At 61.5% G+C, this 18,110-nt stretch carries 16 protein-coding genes; 10 read left to right on the forward strand and 6 right to left on the reverse strand.

Going from position 1 to position 18,110, the window contains the following annotated elements:
• Positions 1-15: 15 nt before the first annotated feature.
• Together U0025_RS14965 and U0025_RS14970 are read left to right on the forward strand one after the other, a co-directional pair.
• Complete coding sequence (locus U0025_RS14965; RefSeq protein ID WP_004208225.1) at positions 16-1,011, forward strand: LacI family DNA-binding transcriptional regulator; 996 nt, start codon at positions 16-18, stop codon at positions 1,009-1,011.
• A gap of 146 nt (positions 1,012-1,157) precedes the next feature.
• Positions 1,158-2,303, forward strand: a complete 1,146-nt coding sequence (locus U0025_RS14970; RefSeq protein ID WP_004208226.1) for a hypothetical protein — start codon at positions 1,158-1,160, stop codon at positions 2,301-2,303.
• Between the two features lie 39 nt (positions 2,304-2,342).
• Here U0025_RS14970 and U0025_RS14975 read toward each other — a convergent pair whose 3' ends face one another.
• A complete protein-coding gene (locus U0025_RS14975; protein WP_004208227.1) occupies positions 2,343-3,809 on the reverse strand; it encodes a glycosyltransferase family 61 protein in 1,467 nt (488 codons plus the stop codon).
• 197 nt (positions 3,810-4,006) lie between these two features.
• On the opposite strand from U0025_RS14975, the gene U0025_RS14980 reads away from it, so the two are divergent.
• The 4 genes from U0025_RS14980 (at position 4,007) to U0025_RS14995 (ending at position 9,563) form a co-directional block, all read left to right on the forward strand.
• Positions 4,007-4,513 carry an RNA polymerase sigma factor gene (locus U0025_RS14980; protein ID WP_004208228.1) on the forward strand — a complete coding sequence of 169 codons (507 nt, stop codon included), beginning with the start codon at positions 4,007-4,009 and terminating at the stop codon, positions 4,511-4,513.
• Positions 4,514-4,539: 26 nt separating this feature from the next.
• The gene (locus U0025_RS14985; protein WP_254792245.1) at positions 4,540-5,442 is read left to right on the forward strand and encodes a FecR family protein; all 903 of its coding nucleotides are present in this window, start codon (positions 4,540-4,542) and stop codon (positions 5,440-5,442) included.
• Positions 5,443-5,526: 84 nt separating this feature from the next.
• Positions 5,527-8,418, forward strand: a complete 2,892-nt coding sequence (locus tag U0025_RS14990) for a TonB-dependent receptor (RefSeq protein WP_004208230.1) — start codon at positions 5,527-5,529, stop codon at positions 8,416-8,418.
• A gap of 14 nt (positions 8,419-8,432) precedes the next feature.
• A complete protein-coding gene (locus U0025_RS14995; RefSeq protein ID WP_004208231.1) occupies positions 8,433-9,563 on the forward strand; it encodes an alkaline phosphatase in 1,131 nt (376 codons plus the stop codon).
• A gap of 191 nt (positions 9,564-9,754) precedes the next feature.
• Here the strand turns inward: U0025_RS14995 and U0025_RS15000 are convergent, their stop codons facing one another.
• Entirely contained in the window at positions 9,755-10,228 is a 474-nt protein-coding gene (locus tag U0025_RS15000) for an excalibur calcium-binding domain-containing protein (RefSeq protein WP_080604465.1), read from the reverse strand.
• 40 nt (positions 10,229-10,268) lie between these two features.
• Entirely contained in the window at positions 10,269-10,811 is a 543-nt protein-coding gene (locus U0025_RS15005; RefSeq protein WP_004208232.1) for a recombinase family protein, read from the reverse strand.
• A 221-nt stretch (positions 10,812-11,032) separates the two neighbouring features.
• Here U0025_RS15005 and U0025_RS15010 point away from each other — a divergent pair, with 221 nt between their 5' ends.
• On the forward strand, positions 11,033-11,320 hold the full coding sequence (locus tag U0025_RS15010) for a hypothetical protein (RefSeq protein WP_004208233.1): 288 nt from the start codon (positions 11,033-11,035) through the stop codon (positions 11,318-11,320).
• A gap of 623 nt (positions 11,321-11,943) precedes the next feature.
• Here U0025_RS15010 and U0025_RS15015 read toward each other — a convergent pair.
• Positions 11,944-12,273 (reverse strand): hypothetical protein, encoded by a 330-nt coding sequence (locus U0025_RS15015; protein WP_157225192.1) that lies wholly within the window; start codon positions 12,271-12,273, stop codon positions 11,944-11,946.
• A gap of 363 nt (positions 12,274-12,636) precedes the next feature.
• Positions 12,637-14,133 carry a hypothetical protein gene (locus U0025_RS15020; RefSeq protein ID WP_004208235.1) on the reverse strand — a complete coding sequence of 499 codons (1,497 nt, stop codon included), beginning with the start codon at positions 14,131-14,133 and terminating at the stop codon, positions 12,637-12,639.
• Between the two features lie 963 nt (positions 14,134-15,096).
• On the opposite strand from U0025_RS15020, the gene U0025_RS15025 reads away from it, so the two are divergent.
• Positions 15,097-15,330, forward strand: a complete 234-nt coding sequence (locus tag U0025_RS15025) for an excalibur calcium-binding domain-containing protein (RefSeq protein WP_080604466.1) — start codon at positions 15,097-15,099, stop codon at positions 15,328-15,330.
• Positions 15,331-15,548: 218 nt separating this feature from the next.
• Positions 15,549-16,061: a hypothetical protein gene (locus U0025_RS15030; RefSeq protein ID WP_004208236.1), complete on the forward strand. Its 513-nt coding sequence runs from the start codon at positions 15,549-15,551 to the stop codon at positions 16,059-16,061.
• Between the two features lie 347 nt (positions 16,062-16,408).
• On the opposite strand, the gene U0025_RS15035 is transcribed toward U0025_RS15030, so the two are convergent.
• Positions 16,409-16,603: a DUF6771 family protein gene (locus tag U0025_RS15035; RefSeq protein WP_051156880.1), complete on the reverse strand. Its 195-nt coding sequence runs from the start codon at positions 16,601-16,603 to the stop codon at positions 16,409-16,411.
• Positions 16,604-17,074: 471 nt separating this feature from the next.
• On the opposite strand from U0025_RS15035, the gene U0025_RS15040 reads away from it, so the two are divergent.
• Positions 17,075-18,070 carry a hypothetical protein gene (locus tag U0025_RS15040; RefSeq protein ID WP_037490459.1) on the forward strand — a complete coding sequence of 332 codons (996 nt, stop codon included), beginning with the start codon at positions 17,075-17,077 and terminating at the stop codon, positions 18,068-18,070.
• The last annotated feature ends 40 nt before the right edge of the window (positions 18,071-18,110 follow it).

Genomic DNA, 18,110 nt, shown 5'->3' on the forward strand with positions numbered 1-18,110 from the left:
CCCTATAGGAAAATCATGCCCAGCATCCATGACGTCGCCGCCCTTGCCAAAGTCTCGATCAAGACGGTGTCCCGCGTTGTCAACAAGGCGCCGAACGTCAGCGACGAACTGCGCGAGCGGGTGAACGCGGCGATCGAGCAACTGGGCTATCGCCCCAACCAGTCGGCGCGGCGGTTGGCCGGTGGCCGGTCCTTCATGATCGCCTATCTCTACAGCAACCCCGCCCCCGCCTATACCGGCGGCATCCAGTCGGGCGCAGCGGCGCGCTGCCGCGACCTTGGCTATCATCTGGTGGTGGAGCCGATTTCCGACGGCGGCGAGGAGCGGATCGAAGTGCTGGACCGGCTGGTCGCGGCGCTGCGCCCCGACGGCGTGTTCCTGGTGCCGCCGCTGTCCGACGATGCGCTGCTGCTCGACCGGCTGGCGGAAATGAACCTGCCCTGCGCACGGATCGCCGGCACGGCGGACGCATCCAGGGGCGGCATCAACATGCCGACGCCCGAACATGCCGCCGGGCGGATGGTGGCCGATCATCTGGCGTCATTGGGCCATAAGCGGATCGCGGTGATCACCCCGCCCCCGACCCACAAGGCGGCGCTGCAGCGTGTCGAAGGCTTTCGCGAGGGGATGGCGGCGGCCGGCCTGCCGATCGACGACAGCCTGTTCATGCAGGGCAGTTTCGATTTCGCGTCCGGCATTGCCTGCGCAGAGGCGCTGTTGCAGCGGGACGACCGGCCGACCGCGATCTTTGCGACCAACGACCCGATGGCGCTGGGCGTGCTGACGCTGGCGCATGATCTGGGCCTGCGCGTGCCCGAGGATCTGTCGGTGGCCGGGTTCGACGATACGCCCGCAAGCCGCACCAGTTGGCCGCCGCTGACCACCGTGCGCCAGCCGCTGGACCATATGGGCCGCGCCGCGATCGACGCGCTGATCAACGGTCCGGGCGAACCGCCGCGCTTCACCTTCTCGCTGGTCGCGCGCGGCAGCACCGGCGCGGCGACTCCGTAAAACGAAGGCAAGGCCCGGCATTGCCAGCGAAAAATCCGTCAGCCCGTCCCGGCGCAGGGAACCGAAAGCGGCGCGGGCCGTCATGCTCATTCGCGCCCCTATCGTTCATGCGCGCCCTGCCCCGTCGACCTGCCTGGAGCATCATCATGGCAAAATCTTTCGGACCCGCGGCCATCGCCATGACGGCGATGCTGGCCCCTCTCATCGCCGCGCAACCGGCAAGGGCGGCGGCCGCGCCGCCCGAGATCGTCGACTTTCTGGTCCAGGATGTGTGCCTGAACGATAACGGCAACATCATCGTCGGCATGATCCCCACCGATGCGCGCTGCAAGAAGCGGCGCGACCTGACGTCGGCGGACCGGATCCCCTATCACCTGACCAAGGTGGTGCCCCAGAACGCTGTGGACTGTGGCGCCCGGCGGACGATCCGCGACAATATCCTGTGGCAATATCAGGGCAATGCCCGTGTAGTCGGCGCCGTCCAGATCCAGAAGGACGCCTGCAGGACCGAGGGTTTCATTCCCGCCTATTTCTCGGTGCGCTGGTATGATGACCAGTTCGCCTTCATCATGGGCTGGTGGTCGCGCGGCAAGGACGGCGGAACGGTCGGCGGAGGGATTTCGTCACAATGCCCCAAGGGGCCGCACAGTTCGGTCCGCTATTTCCGCAACTGGCTGCTGACGTCTCGCACGGTGCCGGCCAATGGCGCGATCGGCATCGCGGTGAACCAGAAGAAATCGTCCAATATCGGCCTGTCGCCGATATCAGGGCCATGCCCCGACGATTATCCGTCGAAAGTTCTGGCGCTGTGGACCAGGGGCGATTTCACCTATAGTTCGGGCAAGCGACTGAACACCATATTGTCCCACCCCTATTCGCAGGTCGATCCATCCGGCCTGACGCCCGGCAAGGCGCGGCAGATGGAGCGGACCTACTGGACCCGCGAGTTTGGCCAGGTGCGCTGGGAAGCGTGGAAGCGGGACGATTATACCCGGTCGCGCGACGGCAAGTCGGCATCGGAAATGGCGGAAAGCTTCGCCGATGTTGGCACCTGCTCCAAGCCGTTCGAATTGAAGGGCGCCGTGACCAAGGGCCTGACGTTGGGCCCGGTGGAGCAGATCAACGGCATATATAGCCAGGTCGCGACCGACGTGCGCACTGGCGAAAAGCACCGGTGGATCATGGCCACCTGCCAGGACATGACCGCCACGATCGTTCCGCAGGACCCCAAGGGCGACCCGATGCCTGCCGTCCAGGGCATCACGCCGCGATACTGGGACTTCTGGCGCTAGACGGGGTTTTCCCTGGTTTGTCCGGGACCGGCCCGATGGCTAGTCCAGCGCCAGCCCGTCATAATAAGCGAGAAATTCGTCCAGCGTGATCGACCAGTCATCCTGGACCGCGAGAAACTGCTCCTCCACCCAGGCGCGATATTCGAAGCCGCGCAGAATGGCCAGACGCGCATAGTTCCAGCGCAGGAGATAGGTGCCCATCGCGATGGGCAGGAGTTCGATGATCTTCACGTCCGCACTGGCCATCAGCATATGCGCCAGCCCCGCGCCATGCGGCGCCACGATGACGCGCGCCGAATTGACCAGCGCGATCTGGTGCCAGAGCGGAATATCCTCGAACCGGTAGATGCGCACGCCGCGCGCGGCCAATGCCTGTTCCAGCGCCTCTTCGTTGCGCATCGACCGTCGCGCCGCCGCGGCGCGGGAAATGTAGATACGGGGCGGCAGTTCCACCTGATGCCTGGCCGCCTCTGCCAGCGCGGCGTTCACGATCGTCTGGAACATGGGCACCATGTGCGACCAGCCGGTCATGCCCTCGAACCCGCAGACGACCTTCAGCAACCGCTCTACAAACACCGGTTTGTCCACCGCGACCAGCCGGTCCGGCCCGAAACCGGCCAGATCCAGCAGCGCGCGCTCGAACGCCTTGCCCCCTGCATTCGTCAGCAGCTTCACGTCCGGATCAGCCCCCTGCTGGAACAGGAAGGCCAGCCTTGGCAGATGGTCCACCATGAAATGATAGATGCCCTTGGTGTGGGCAACGACGCTGGTTGCTACCGCGACATGCCCACCCGCACCGGCTTCGTTGAAATCGATCGGCTTCCCGAGGCTGACGATGACCTTGCCATCGGGCGTCCAGATCTGACCATGGCGATCGACCACGACATTGGCATATTCGACGATATAGCCGGGCGCGGGCTTCTGCATCCTGGCGAGGAATTTCGCGGTATCGCCCGTCAGCCGGTCGATATGCCGGCGATCCAAGCCCGGCGCGGGAACGATCTGCACTGGCGGCCCCATCAGGGCCGGCAGCGGCGCGGGAAAATGATGGGACGAGGGCTCGCCCTTCATGTCCCAGCCGCCATTTGTCGCGGCATTGAGCGCCGCCTCCAGCGTGGCTGTGCGCCCCTCGTCACCACGATTGAGGCTGATCGCGCGGCGCAGGAAAACGGCATAGCGCGGATCGGCCGCCGCATTGGCGCGCCCCAGCAGCATGTCGGCCCCAATATCGCCATGGCCGCTGCGCTGTATCTGTCCGACCAACGGATAGAAAAGCGGATGGCCGTCCGGCAGGTCGATGATTTCCGGCGCGAGTGCAGCAAGCAGCGTCTTGTCGTTAAGGGCGCAGGCGGCAGTGACCTTCATCCGCAACAGCGCGGGATTGACCTCTTCCAGTTCCACCGAGGTCGCCAGCGTGTAGACATCATGCCAGCGCACATCCAGGCAGAGTGCGCGACAGCTTTCGATGATCCGGTCAATTGCCGCCGCATTGTCCACCATATCCATCGACCGGTCTTGCCCCTGTAATCAGATCGAACCCCAGCACCCATTGGCACTTCGCCCTGCACAGCCGCATATTGCCGCTTGCAGCGCTTCGGACAATCCCCCGTGTTCACGTCGGCATGTCACAAGATGGCAGCGTCATCCAATTGAAATGCCTTGGTCATCAAACTGACCGCAGCGCCCGCTAAGCGGCCGGTCGCATGAGCGAGCATCCTTCTGAACAGGCGCTGCGGGCGCCGCGGCGGCTATGGACCGGCTGGGCCGGGCTGCTGGCGCAGGTCGAGCGGATGACCCGGCGTTCCGACAGCGAGGATCTGTTGCACGATGCCTATGTCCGCATGGCGGCCCGGCCCGAACGGCCCGACAATGAGGAAGCCTTTCTGGTCCGCGCGGCGGTCAACCGGGCGCGGGACAGCTATCGGCGGGAAAAGGTGCGCGGGCCGGCAGGCGGCGAGGATGCGCTGGCGCTGCTGCGCGACGGCGCGCCGTTGCAGGACGAGGCGCTGATGGCGCAGGCGCGGCTGCGGCGCGTGTCGGAAGGGATCGACAGGCTGCCGCCACGCACCCGCGAGGTGTTCCTGCTGCAGCGGATCGACAATCTCAAATATCGCGAGATTGCCGAACGGCTGGACATCAGCCAGAGCGCGGTCGAGAAGCATATGGCCAGGGCGATGAGTTTCCTTGGCGAATGGACGAAGGATTGGTGAGCCCCGACATGCCCGGTGAGCGCCCCATGGCCCGGACCGCCGCCGAGTGGATTGCAAGGCTGAATGCGGACGAACGGACGGTGGACGACGAACAGGCCTTTCGCGCCTGGATCGCCGCCGACCCCGCGCATGCGGCCGATTTCGAGCGGGCGACCGATATCTGGGCGCTGGTGCCCGGCACCGATGCTGCCGTGCGCCCTGCGCCGGCGTCCGCACGCCCCCTTTCGCGCCGGCGGATGATGGCAGCCTGCGCCGGCACTTTGGTGGTGGGCGGCGGCGGCATGGCGATCATGCAGACGGCAATGGCGGGCACCCGTTATCGCACCGGCATCGGCGAGCAACGCCGGCTGACCCTGCCGGAAGGGTCGGCGCTGTTCCTGGATGCCGATACCGATGTCCGGGTGCTGGCGAGCGCCAGCCGGCGGCGGTTGTGGCTGGAACGGGGGCGCGTCGCGCTGACGGTGAAGCCGTCCGCCGTGCCCTTTGCGATCGATGCCGGCCGGGGGCGTTTCGTCGCCGGCAGCGGCCGGTTCGATGTGCGGCGCGACAGCGATGACCGGCTGGCGATGACGGCGCTGGCGGGACAGGCCGATGTCGCGGTCGCCGGCGGGCAGCGCAGCCTGTCGGCCGGGCAGCGCATCCGCACCGATGCCGCCAATGTCGTGCAGCTTGATCGGCCCGATGTCGAAACTACCCAGGCCTGGCTGAGCGGCCGGGCGGCCTTTCATGACGACCGGCTGGATGCGGTGGCGGCGGAGGCCAATCGCTACAGCCTCACCCGGCTGGTGATCGCCGATCCCGTCACCGCTGCGCTGCGGGTGAGCGGCATGTACCGGATGGGCGACAATGTCGCGCTGGGCCAGGCGCTGTCGCAATTGCTGTCCGTGCCCGTCCGCCAGGTGGACGACCGGGTGCTGCTGGGCCGCTGAAAAAAAATGGCCGACGCCGGGGTGGGGTAAAATCCCGCTGGCGCGTCGGGGAGGCGCGGCGCCTTCTGCCGCTGTCCACGGGGGATGATCGTGACCGTTTCTTCTTCGCGCACTTTGCGCCGCTCTCTGGTGCTGGGCGCCGCTCTTGCCGCCTTCTGCGCGGTTCCGGCCCAGGCGCAGCCGCGCCAGGCGACCGTCCAGATCGCCGCGCAGTCGCTGGGGACCGCGCTGGAGGCGCTGGCCCGCCAGACCGGCACCGACATCTTGTTCGCGCCGCAACTGGTCGCGGGGATGAGTGGCCCGTCGCTCAGCGGCCGGATGGACGCCATGGCGGCGGTCGAGCGGCTGATCCAGGGCAAGCCGCTGGCGGTGCGGCGGCAGGGCAATGGCGCGCTGCTGGTCGTGGCGGCGCCGGCCGCGCCGCAGGAGACGGTGGCCAGCGGCGGCGTCGAAGTCGCGCCCGACATCATCGTCACCGGCTACGCCGCCAGCCTGTCCGGCGCGCTGGCCGAAAAGCGCAAGGCGACCAATGTCGTCGACGTGGTGAAGGCCGAGGATATCGGCAAATTCCCCGCCCAGAACATCGCCGAAGCGCTGCAGCGCGTGCCGGGCGTGTCGATCGTGCGAGATCGCGGCGAAGGCGTGTTCGTCCGCATCCGCGGCCTGGGCGCCAATTTTCAGGTCGTGACGCTCAATGGCCGGTCGGCCGCGGTGAACGAGAATGTGCGCGACAGCGGCCAGAGCGGGCGCCAGTTCCGTTTCGACACGCTGCCGTCCGAACTCATGTCGGCGGTCGAAGTCATCAAGAGCCCGCGCGCGGACCTGGCCGAAGGGGGCATCGGCGGGATCGTGAACCTGCAGACCTTCCGCCCGATCGACCTCAAGAAGCCGGTGCTGGCGCTGTCCGCCACCGCCAGTTCGCCGCGCCTGGCCGACACGGTCGATCCGCGCCTGTCGGGCATGGCCAGCTGGGTCAATGAGGAGGGCACGTTCGGCGCGCTGATCGCGGCGGTCTATGACGAGCGCACCACGCGGCAGGATCGTGTCACCGGTGTCGGCTGGGCCGACGGTCGGATCGACACGGATGGCGACGGCACGCTGGACAGCGACACCATATTGGTGCCGACCAGCACGCGCCCGACGCTGGAGCGCGAGAATCGCGACCGCATCGGCCTCAATGGCGCGATCCAGTGGAAGCCCGACGACCGGTTCGAGCTGAATGTCGATGGCCTGTGGAGCCGGCTCAACATCGATTATGACGAGCTGACCTATTCGACCGATTTTTCGGCGACCACGCCGGGCGCGATCGTGCCCGGCACGGCGGTGATCGAAAATGGCGTGCTGACCGCTGCGACCGTCAATACATCGACCCAGATCGGGCGCGAAACGTCGCGGCTGGAATATGAGAATTGGCTGATCGGCGCGAACGCCAAATGGTCCGCCAATGGCTGGACGCTGGCCGCCGACGCGAGCCTGGGCCGGGCCTATTCCAACACGCCCACGCCCATCTATCGCACCCGCCTGCTCGGCAGCGTGGGCCAGGTCGCGTTCGATTATGGCAAGGTGGGCGAGCGCTTGCCGAACCTGGAGTTCCTGACCGCCGACCTGACGGAATCGACCACCTTGCCCGGTCGCCGGATCGAGTATCGCGTCAATGACTCGCTCGATCGCCAGCGGGCTGCGACCTTCGACGTGACGCGCGAGCTGAGCGGCGTGGTGCACGCGCTGCGCTTCGGCGCCAAATATGAAAAGCGCGACCGCACCTATAATCGCCGCGACATCAACTTCACCAGCGGCATCGCCGGCCAGCGCTTCGACGACAGCTATTTCGAGGCCTTTCCGGTCGATGATTTCCTGAACGGCGTGGGCGGCAACCTGCCGACGAACTGGGTCATGCCCGATCCCGACCGTTTCTGGGACGCGGCGACCGGCAAGGAAGCCTTGCTCGACGCGCCGCTGACCCGTGGCGACCGGCGCAACAGCTATGCCATCGATGAACGGATCATCGGCGGATATGGCATGGCGGAGTTCAGCCTGCCGCTGGGCGGCGTGACCATCCGGGGCGACGCGGGCCTGCGCTACGCCTATACCCGCCAGACATCGTCGGGCTATGCCGACAATGGCAGCGCGGCGCTGCCGGTCAGCTATGAGCGCAATTACGGGAATTTTCTTCCCTCGCTCAATCTGGTCGCGGAGTTCACGTCGAACCTGCAGATGCATCTGGCCGCGTCCAAGGTCATCACCCGGCCGTCGCTGGCCGACCTGGCGCCGCGCCTGACGATCAATTCCAACCCGACCGTGCTGACGGCGGTGGGCGGCAATCCCGAACTGCGGCCGTTCGAGGCGTGGCAATATGACGGCACGGTCGAATGGTATTTCGCGCCGGGCAGCGCGCTGATCGGGGGCGCCTTCTACAAGGACATCACGACCTTCGTCTTCCAGCAGACCCGCAATTTCGACCTGGATGGCCAGATCTATCGCCTGACCGCGCCGCAAAATGGCGGCAATGCCTATGTCGCGGGGATCGAGATCGCTTATCAGCAACTGTTCAAGATGCTGCCGGCGCCGTTCGATGGCCTGGGTTTCCAGGCCAATTACACCCATACCAAGAGCAAGGGCACCTATGCCCTGTCCGACGGCACCACCTTCCGCGACGACCTGACCGACGTGGCTGGCGATAGCTTCAACCTGACCGCCTTCTACGAAAAGGGACCGGTCGGCGCACGGGCCAGCTATAGCTGGCGCGGCAAGGTGCTGCGCGATGTCGGCGGCGCGGGGCTGGCCGCCAACAACGACGCGGCGTTCGGCAGCCTGGACTTCGATATTTCCTACAAGGTCACGCCCAATGTCACATTCGTGGTGCAGGGCATCAACGTGGCCGGCGGCGTCCAGTGGCAATATGTCCGGGACGATCGCTTCGCGGGCTACACCGATTATGGCACCACGCTGATGGCCGGCGTGCGGGCCCGTTTCTGAACGGAAGGACGGCAATGACGATGCGATCGATCGGGATCATGCTGGCGGCGGGCGCAATGCTCGCCGCCGCTCCAGCGCAGGCCCGCAATGATGACGGGGCCGCGCCGCAGCGGGCCCGCAACATCATCCTGTTCCTGGGTGACGCCGGCGGCGTGCCGACGCTGAACGCTGCGGGCATCATGGCGCATGACCGGCCGCAGTCGCTGTTCATCCAGTCCATGCCCCATGTCGGCCTGTCCGACACGTCGGCACTCGACAATTGGGTGACGGATTCGGCGGCGGGCATGAGCGCGATCATGACCGGGCACAAGACCAACAGCGGCATGATCTCCGCGTTGCCGGCGGCCGATGGCGCGATCACCCCGGTCAAGAGCTTCCTGGAATATGCCGAGCAGCGCGGCCTTTCCACCGGCGTCGTCACCAACATGCCGATCTGGGATGCGACCCCGGCGGCCTGCTTTGCCCATGTCGCCACGCGCAAGGACAAGGACCAGATTTTCCGCCAGATGCTGACGCCCCGCTTTGGCAATGGCGTCGACATATTGATCGGCAAGGGGCAGGCCGATGCGGTCGCGTCCTTCGCCAAGGATGGCACCACCCCGCAAGCGGCCTTTGCCAGGGCGGGCTATCGGTTCGGGGACGATCCGGCACTGGTGAAGGATAGCGGCCGGGCGGCGGTGCTGCGCGATGCCGACTATGCGCCGATCCCGGCGGTCGAGGCGACGATCGGCCAGCTTGCCCGCAATCCCAAGGGCTATTTCCTGATGGTCGAATGGGACATGCACACCGACAAGCCGGAAAATGGCCTGAAACATGTGATCGAGATGGACGAGATGATCCGCCGGGTCAGCGCGATCGCGGGCAAGGATACGCTGATCCTGTTCACCGCCGACCATAGTTTCGGCCTGCGCATGACCAGCGGCAAGCGCAACGCGCCGATGGCGCAGCAATATGCGGCGGCCGCCGCCAAGCCGGGGGCAACGGTCGCCAGCAATGCGATCATCGGCGTCGAGGACAGTCACACCGGCGAGGAAGTGATTGCCGCCGCCGCCGGGCCGGGCGCCGATCAGGTCCATGGCTTCTTCGCCAACACCCGCCTGTTCGATGTGATGCTGAAGGCGATGGGCTGGACGAAGGAGGATTGAACGCCGCAGCGGCACCCGGCCCGATCCTGCGGATCAAGCTGCGGTGCCGCTGATATGTCGGGGATGACGGACTGGAGCGGGTAGCGGGGATCGGGCCTGCGGCTGGTCGATCGGCGATTTCATCATGAACATGGCGATGCATGGGTGGGATCGTTGCCCGACGTGATCGGGGCGTCAACGGGTCTGCTATTTCATCGGCCGCGATATGGCTCGCAGGCGATGCCGTCGTGGTCCCCGTCCATGTGCTCGCCATAACCCGGCTCCCCAGCGTAAAGCGGCGCGGCGCCCGCTGCGCGTGCCGCTCGGCAGTTCGGATAGGACCAGGAAGGTTGAACGGGAGCAGTGGTCCGGGCAGGTCGGTTCGCTGCTAGACCTGCGGATGGTTGTTGTGCGTCGAGATCGGCCGCACTGGCCCCCCGATCATATTGGGGCAACTGACCTGCGCCAGTCGAGGCGAGGAGATGAGGGGCGTCGATCGGGCTGGTTTCTGCGGATGAACTTTCTGCCCGATCGAGTGCATGCAAGGCCAAGGCGGCGACCAGGCCGAAGCCGACCGCGCCACCCAGGAGCTTGACGGTCGCGAGGTCATCCCGGCGTTTCCGCTTTGCCTGATAGTGTGGGCCTGGTCTGACCGGCGCCGCGCGAAAGGGCTTCTTGAACGACATTGTGCGACGATATCTCTCGCCGGTGAATCAATCGTTCCCTTCAGGCGGCCAAAGCACGATAGACGCTGGCCCTGCCGATCCCCATCTTCCTGGCGATCGCGGCGGCGCCCATACCGGCGTCCTTGAGTTCCTTGACCTTGGCCGGGTCGATGGACGGCGGCCGCCCCTTGTATTTCCCCGCTGCCTTAGCCTTCGCTACACCCTCCATCTGGCGCTCGTGCCGGATGTCAGCCTCGAAGGCCGCGACCGCGCTCAATACGCCGATGAGCAGACGGCCCATGCTCGTGTCGGTATCGACGCCGGACTGGTTCAGGCACCGGAATGCCACCCCCTTCGCCGTCAGCTTCTCGATGATCTGGTGAAGATCACCGACGCTCCTGGCAAGACGATCCAGGCGGGTGACGACCAGGGTATCGCCTTCGCGGACAAAATCGAGGGCAAGGGCGAGTTGATCACGATCGGTGGTTGAGCGCCCGGACATCTTTTCGGCGAAGATTTTCTCGCACCCGGCGGCGGTCAGTGCCTCCTGCTGGATGTCGAGCGACTGACTATGAGAGCTTACTCTACCGCATCCGACCAGCATGGCGCCTCTTGTCTCGTTTGATCCTAGCGTTGCTCTATCACATGTCTCGGATTTCGGACATCGATACTGTCGAGACGCGTCATCTGTCTCAGGCGAGTTCCCGTGCGGGTTTACCCATCAGGGACAGATTCTCACTTCCGTGGAATCGGTTCAAGCACTTCATTTACTTCGATATTTTTGATTCTGGAGTATCATCGAGCATCAATGATGGGAGGCCGACGATGGACCTGCACGATCTTAGAATCGGCGACTATGTCATCCGCGAAGATGCGCATGAAGGGCGGCTTATCGGCGAAATTTTGCACATCAGAGCGCGGGTGCAATACCTCAATGTCGACTACCCCTGCCGAGATTGGATCGAAATCAGCACTGCCACGGCATATCCCTACCGGCTCGATGATGCGGACAAGCCGGTGATCTACAAAGCCAGCGCCGAGGATGTCCGGCGATATGGTCTGACGGATCGTCCGCGCCGAACCCTGCCCGCAATCAATGGTGGACAGCCATAGCCACTTCATATCGTGAATGGGCATCGTCGAAGGAAATCGTTCTGGAAATATCGTTGCGCTAGTGGTCGTTGACGATCGTCAGGGTGAGATCATCGACGACCGTCACGGCTGAGATCGTTGATGACATCGGTTCAGTGGAACATCAGTCAGATGGCTTCGGAGAACGGCGCTTCCCCTTTGGTTCCGGAGGCAATGCCGGTGCCGGTGGCGTAAATTTGGGGCATGGAGCAAGCCCTCGGAGGAACGCGATGAGATCATCGGTCGGCGTTCGAAAGGGAGAGCGAGGCTGCTGAACCAAAGGGCCATTGTCGACGACGAGGCGGAGCGCAGGGCGCGCTGGTGGGGATGATGGTTTTTTCATGATCCAACCGGAGGAAACCGGGTTTCGGGAAATCCATTTGTTTCATCATTGGCAGCGTGATGCAGCGAAATATCGGGGCTTTAGGGCTGCCGATCGTGGAAATACCGCATCGTTGAAGTGAACAGAGGGTCCCTTCAGGAATATGACGGCGGGCGACGGCACGGGTCAGGTGGCGAAAGTGATCTAGGACAGCGCGGGCGAAACATATGGGTAAAGAAACTGAGCGGGTGAAAGGGGCAGCCTTGACTGCCCCCAGCTTTGGCTAATCGATCTGCTTTGCCCAAATGAGATCGGCATCCTTGAAAGCGGATTTCATAGTCTCCAAGAAGCGCTGACTAACGTCGAGGATAGCATCAGCTAATTCGTTAACACTTGCTCCAAACACACCTCGACGCACTCTGTCTGCGCCAAAGTGGTCATAATATAGCTCCGCCACATACTGGTTCCCAGCCGTTTTATAAACTTCAACTGAATGAGTGAATCCATTTCGCTCATGATATGCCTCACCTAGCTTTTTACCGCAAAAAGAGATGTCAGCATCATAATCGTCGTGGACGATAATTTTATCAAAAATTTTTAATTCATTACTCACTCAAAATCTCCAATTCTGATTCGGAGTGATAATACAGGATTACATATTGGAAAAAAGCATTTTTTTCATACTACGTTTTATCATTATGCGCGATATATTGATGATTACATCATTTTATTATTATACTACCTTTTATGATTAATTGTAATTATGATATATAAATAAAAATAACGGTAATTATTACTATATATTGATGCAGGAGTTTGGATTTGTAGTAATCGAAAACGATTGATGGTGCAGCCAAAAGCGAAGGCCAGTGAGTTTCAATTGAATTGCTGGCAGCAAATAATACCGAAGGCATAAGCGCAAAGCGCCCCATGGCGGGATATGGGGAGCGAAGTAAATCACTCCCCCTCCATCACTTCATTTCTGATCAGGCAACTCGAACTTTGCAGCCCCTCGCTGCCGCCGTTTTCGCAGCCTATCCTTCTCCCTCTGGGCTTTTTTCGCCGCTTCGATCTCCTCATTCGTCCGCACTTTTGCTTTGCGCCCCGGCATGCTGTTGCGCTCATATTCGGCGATACCCATGCCGGGAATGTCGATTAGCTCGAGGGTAACATCGCAATATCCGGTGCTCTGGAAATACGCCTCCAGATGTCGAGCTTGCACCTCATCATACACGTAGAGGTGGACGGTTTCGGTGCTCTCTGCGACCCGAACGCTGGTGCGGCACGCGAACTGGACCATGATGTCGAGTTCGCGGGTCTCGATGATCGCCTCGGGAGAAATTCCGATGAGCTTGGCTACGCTGATGTCGGCTGCGGACGGCTTTGCGGTGTAAAGTATCGCCGCTTCATTGGATGCCTGCCAGCGGTTCGAACCTTGTTGACGAGGTGTCAGGAAGCGCCCCGGCATCAGTGGTTCGTCATCGTCCATCCCCATAAACATGTCGCGCTCTTCGCTGTTGCATGTCCAGATAAGCCGTTCAGGATCGACGCGCCTTGCGATGTCCTGTCCGATAGCCAAGAGGAAGCGGCGGCCAACAGGGCTTCCCCAGAGGGTTCGGCTCGCCTGATGGGCTTGAGCATAATAGTGCACCTCCACACGACGATGTGCGTGCCGAAGCTTTGTTTTGCGATTGAGGTTTACCCATTCGATATCAGGCCAGTTGGCTTGCATGACGCGATAGGTAATCGAGGCAGTCAGCGCATGGGCCAGAACCGTCACGCGCTCGAAGACCAGAAGCGCCGTCGGTTTCCAAATCGACCACCATTCCCACCGACGATCGGTGTCGAGTTGGTCAAATGAAGTGAGCCGCGTGGCGACGATGCACCGATCCCCAATTATGCGTTGAGACAGAACCGCCAATGGGCTGCCGCAGGTGTCTTCGTCGAAATCCTTCGCCGTGGCGTCGGATGCCGACACGATCCGGTTAATCGTTTCACCATCGGTCACTTCAAGTTCTTCCAGCCGGAAGTGCTGAGTCAGCAGCCCCTTGCTCAGCCTGCACGACAAGCTCTGCCGATCCCAGATGGAAGGGCGCTCATCAATGACAAGTTGCCATCCGTGGAAACCCGACAGGTCCGCTGCCTTGAGGGCCTCATGGGTGATCACAACAACGACATGACCGCCTGTATAAGTGTTGGGGAGCCCCTGAACGCGAACCCGGACGCTCGGAGAACGGAGTCCGATCAGGTCAGGATCGCGATATCCGTTCCGACCAGTGCTACAAATCGTAGCGACCTTGACGTTCACGCCCGCCTCGGCTGCCATTTCCCGAATTTCCTTGGCCCGCTCTTCTACCGCCGCTTTGCGCTCAACCGCATAGAGGTAAAGACCAGCATTATTGATGATATTAAGGCATTCGTCGTAAGATTTTCCCGCTCCACATGGGCGGTCGTCATAATAGAATTTCGTCATTTCGCTCCGTTAGGACGGGTCCCAATCGCGCTACTCGATGTATGCGTGTCCCGTCTCTTTCTCTCTTTTAGAGATATGGGTGGGACAAAGGCGAAATTAAAATTAGATTACTTGAACAAATCAATCCGATTTGCCGTCCTTATGCGCGTAAAGGGCTTGTTTATAGCAAGGGCGACGAAGTAATTTCAAATCGGTGCTTTTGGTGTTCACATCGACGAGGGCTCGCAGTCGAGGTGGGCAGCAAAAGCGCCGGTTTGTTCTGGCGTCCTACCTCTGGGAGGGCGCAGACGTATATCCATATGCCTCCAATGCGGTAGCAGGCCTCAAGTCGATCACAGGTTATAGCCGTCGAGGGATGTGATCTGTTGAAGTGAGGCATCTGCCTTTCTTTTCAGCAGCCAGACCTGCTGACTTCATCGAACCGACACCTGACGGAAGATGTCGATATTGCAGGTGGCAATGAAGGAAATACGCGGGAAGCGATCGGCGATCCCTCCCCGGAGCCAAAAGCCAACGTCGTCGACGAGCCGCCGAGCCGTTGGCCTCTGGCTATCCATATAGCTGCTGACATCTCGATCAGAGCAGTTTTCCTGCCCCTCACTTCAAAGGCAACGACATCTCTGCGATCTCTTCAGGTCAGCCAACGGAGAAAAGGCCCTCAAGGCCGCGAACAACCCCACCGCCGTGCGCAGCGCGGTTCCCACCGAAGCTAGTAGCGCCAAGTGGGACGTCGGATCGACGCCGCTCTCGTATGCAAACCGATCCTTTACCCTGATCGGCGATACCTCTCGCATGCGTAACAATTTCGCTCTGAAGTCGCTCGTGGTCGCCGGGCTCGTCGGCGTCGCCGTGGGCGGTGGTGGCCGATATCTGTCATCACCATCGACAACCCCCGGAACCAGCGTCACCGATGGATTGACATCGGAGTGGCGACCAACCCGGAACACCATCCGGGATCGCCCGATGTCGGCGGCAGAACTGGATGCCCAGCAGCCCGCCGATCGCGGTTCTACATCTCGCCCCCAACCCCAGACCGTCGCCACTTCAACGAACACCTCAACATGGTCGTATCGCAACTGTCGGGAAGCAAGGGCAGCAGGTGCTGCGCCGCTTCATCGGGGGCAGCCGGGCTACGGCGCGCATATGGATGGCGACGGCGACGGGATCGCGTGCGAGCCATATCGAGGGCGATATTGATGTTGGACAGTCATGACGATCTGATTCGAAACTTCAATTCAGCAGCGATCATCAGGAAGTGATTGATCATCAGGCCACTTAGAGAATATTCGGTTGGGCCTGATGCGATGAGGATGATTGGAACCGATATTGTGGCGGGAATAGGTGGTTTTAGAAATTTACTTCACAAATTTAGATATGGTATGATCGCCGATGCCTGCATTTAGGACTGTGGTCCGATGATGGAGAACAGCGCTGCGCAGCGCGCCGAAACGACCTATCAGGTTTACTTATGCCTACATGGCGCGCGCGATGCTTACCCGGAGAAAACGCTGCGCGTTGTTATATCAGAGTTAATGTATTCGGAAATTTATGCGTGGCGGGCCGTCGGGATCACCCGTGCAGCGCTAGACATCTACCATCGCGCGGGCCGCAATCGAGTAAAAGGCATCGAGCGCGCCCACCTTACTGATCGGGCCGTGATGGTGCGCCACATCCTGTATCGAGAAGCACCGTTACCAAAGGACGACCTGTTCACCTACTGGCGCGAAACTGATCGAGTTGTGATCGCAGAAAAGCGCGAAAACCGCAGCAACACGCTCGGCGACTGGATACCCTTCGACAATGACGATGCGCGGTTTTTCCCGCCTATGAATATTGGATTTCGCTATCGCTCCGCAATCGAAGGCGAGTTGGTAAGGGTTTTGGTGCACAGACAACTTCGCGGGGCAAGCCCATCGCCTGCGAGGTGAGACGCTAACGGCTATTAGTGTTCGCTTTGCGCCGGGCAGCTTTTCCCAGACATCAATCCCGCAGCCGCCGGACCAACCGTCGCCACTGATCTTCGCTATTCATCCAATCCGGCCTGTCCGCCTGTCGAGACGTTGGATCAAATCGCACAGGATGTCGCCTACAGGCCGAGCAGCGCAGGTGCGCTCCGACAGCCTCCATGGCGACACGCCAGCAGCGACAGGTGAAATAGCGCGCGAGTTTCTGTGCATCGATTACTCCTCCGTGGCCACAGCGGCATGTGATGAGCAGATTGACCTGTCGACGAACATAGTCATCGAGAGTGCGGAAGCGGTTATCCTCAACCACCTCACAGTGACATCGGCAGGATCAGTTGATTTCGATCCACCACCACCGCTGGCTCGATCTCCCGAACGATGAGCCCGGCAAGTTCTGCGGCCGCAGCTTCGCGCATCTGGTCATCACGCATCGTCAACCCGATAAGCGCCCACGCTGGCGCTCTGAGCAGGGTATCCGTGATCTGGGCAGCATTGATTCGTTCCATATGCAAAAGAGAACATATAAGGAACAAAACTTCAACTGGTCATGCGACGACCCGCAACGATGCTGCCGATGACATGGTAGATGGCGGTATTGTATGGCGGTGCCAGAACAAAACTACATGGCCATCCTGAACGCATATCTGGCGGCGTTCGACCATCAATTTCAACGTGATAGCGAGATCATCGGAATTGATATCGTCGAGGTCCGCTATTGAAATAGGACCGGCCCCAAGCCGCTGGAATATGTGGTGCTCTATCGTCATCGGCGGGGGAATGCCGTGGCGTTGTCGAGCGTTCCATGGCGCAACATGTTAACCCTGCTTCTTGCAATGAGCGGAAATGAAACGGCCCCGCCAGACTGGCGGGGCCGAGGGCAGACGAGTGCGGGGGGCAGATTGCTCGTCCGAGGGCACAACCTAACGAAGTGACGATGGGTTCCAAGCCGGATTGATGGTTGCCCGGCGTTAACGGCAATGATGGCAGCGATTGTCATGAAGTGCACCCCACCGAAGCCGTCGGTGGAGAGCATCCGGCTTGCCATCATATCTAGTTCATTTAGTGGGCGCTGGATGTCGAGTTCATTTAGTGCGGCGCGCACCTATCGCCCCGGAATCGTAGCCAGCAGAAACCAGCGTATCGCCAATGCCCACAGGCGCGCGAAACCTCTGCTGGAGGTGATCAAGGGCATGACAGGTGCGACGGTCCGCGAAATGGCCAACGCTCTCAATGAAGCTGGATATCGAGCCTCTCGTGGCGGTCCGGTCACCTATAATACTGTCACGCGAGCACTTGCGCGCGCCGGTCTGGAAGCGCCGATCATGCCTCGTCCGAAGAAACCCACGAAGCCGAAATCCCGGAAGAGCATCCGCGCCCGCGCCAGACGCTATGAAGTGTTCCGGACGCCTGAATATGCCTACACTTCATTGTTCGATTACTGCCCGGATTGGTTCGTCGGGCACGGTTTCGATCCTGCTGCCGGAGACGGCAGGATGATCCGGGAAATCATCCAGCGTGGAAATCCCGGCCCTCACTTCGTCAATGACATCCGCGATGAGGAATTAGCGACCCTGTCGGACTGGGGGCAGGCCACGATCAGCGATTACCTCACGATGGGCGATCCGCCCGTATGTAACTTCATGGTGACGAACCCGCCGTTTACGAAGGCCGTGGAGTTCGTCCAGAAGGCGCGGGCACACGTGTCTGGGCCGATCTGCATCCTTCAATCGACTCGGTGGCAGTCCACGCAGAAGCGGAGTGAGTGGCTGCGGACCGCCGGGCTGGCGTTGGTGCTCAATTTGCCCCGGCGGCCGCAATGGGAAGTGGATTCCGGCGACGTAGTGAAGAACAACGTCATGGATTTCGCATGGTATATCTTCCTGCCCGGCTACGATGGACGGCCGGAGATGGACTGGCTGGTCGACAATGCGGCAAACCCGGATCGGGCTGGCTGTCATTTCGGCGATGGGTAATGGCGGGTTGTAACCCCATCGCAATCCCATATTAATGCCG

Origin of the sequence: Sphingobium yanoikuyae (assembly GCF_034424525.1) — a bacterium.
Classification (GTDB): domain Bacteria; phylum Pseudomonadota; class Alphaproteobacteria; order Sphingomonadales; family Sphingomonadaceae; genus Sphingobium; species Sphingobium yanoikuyae.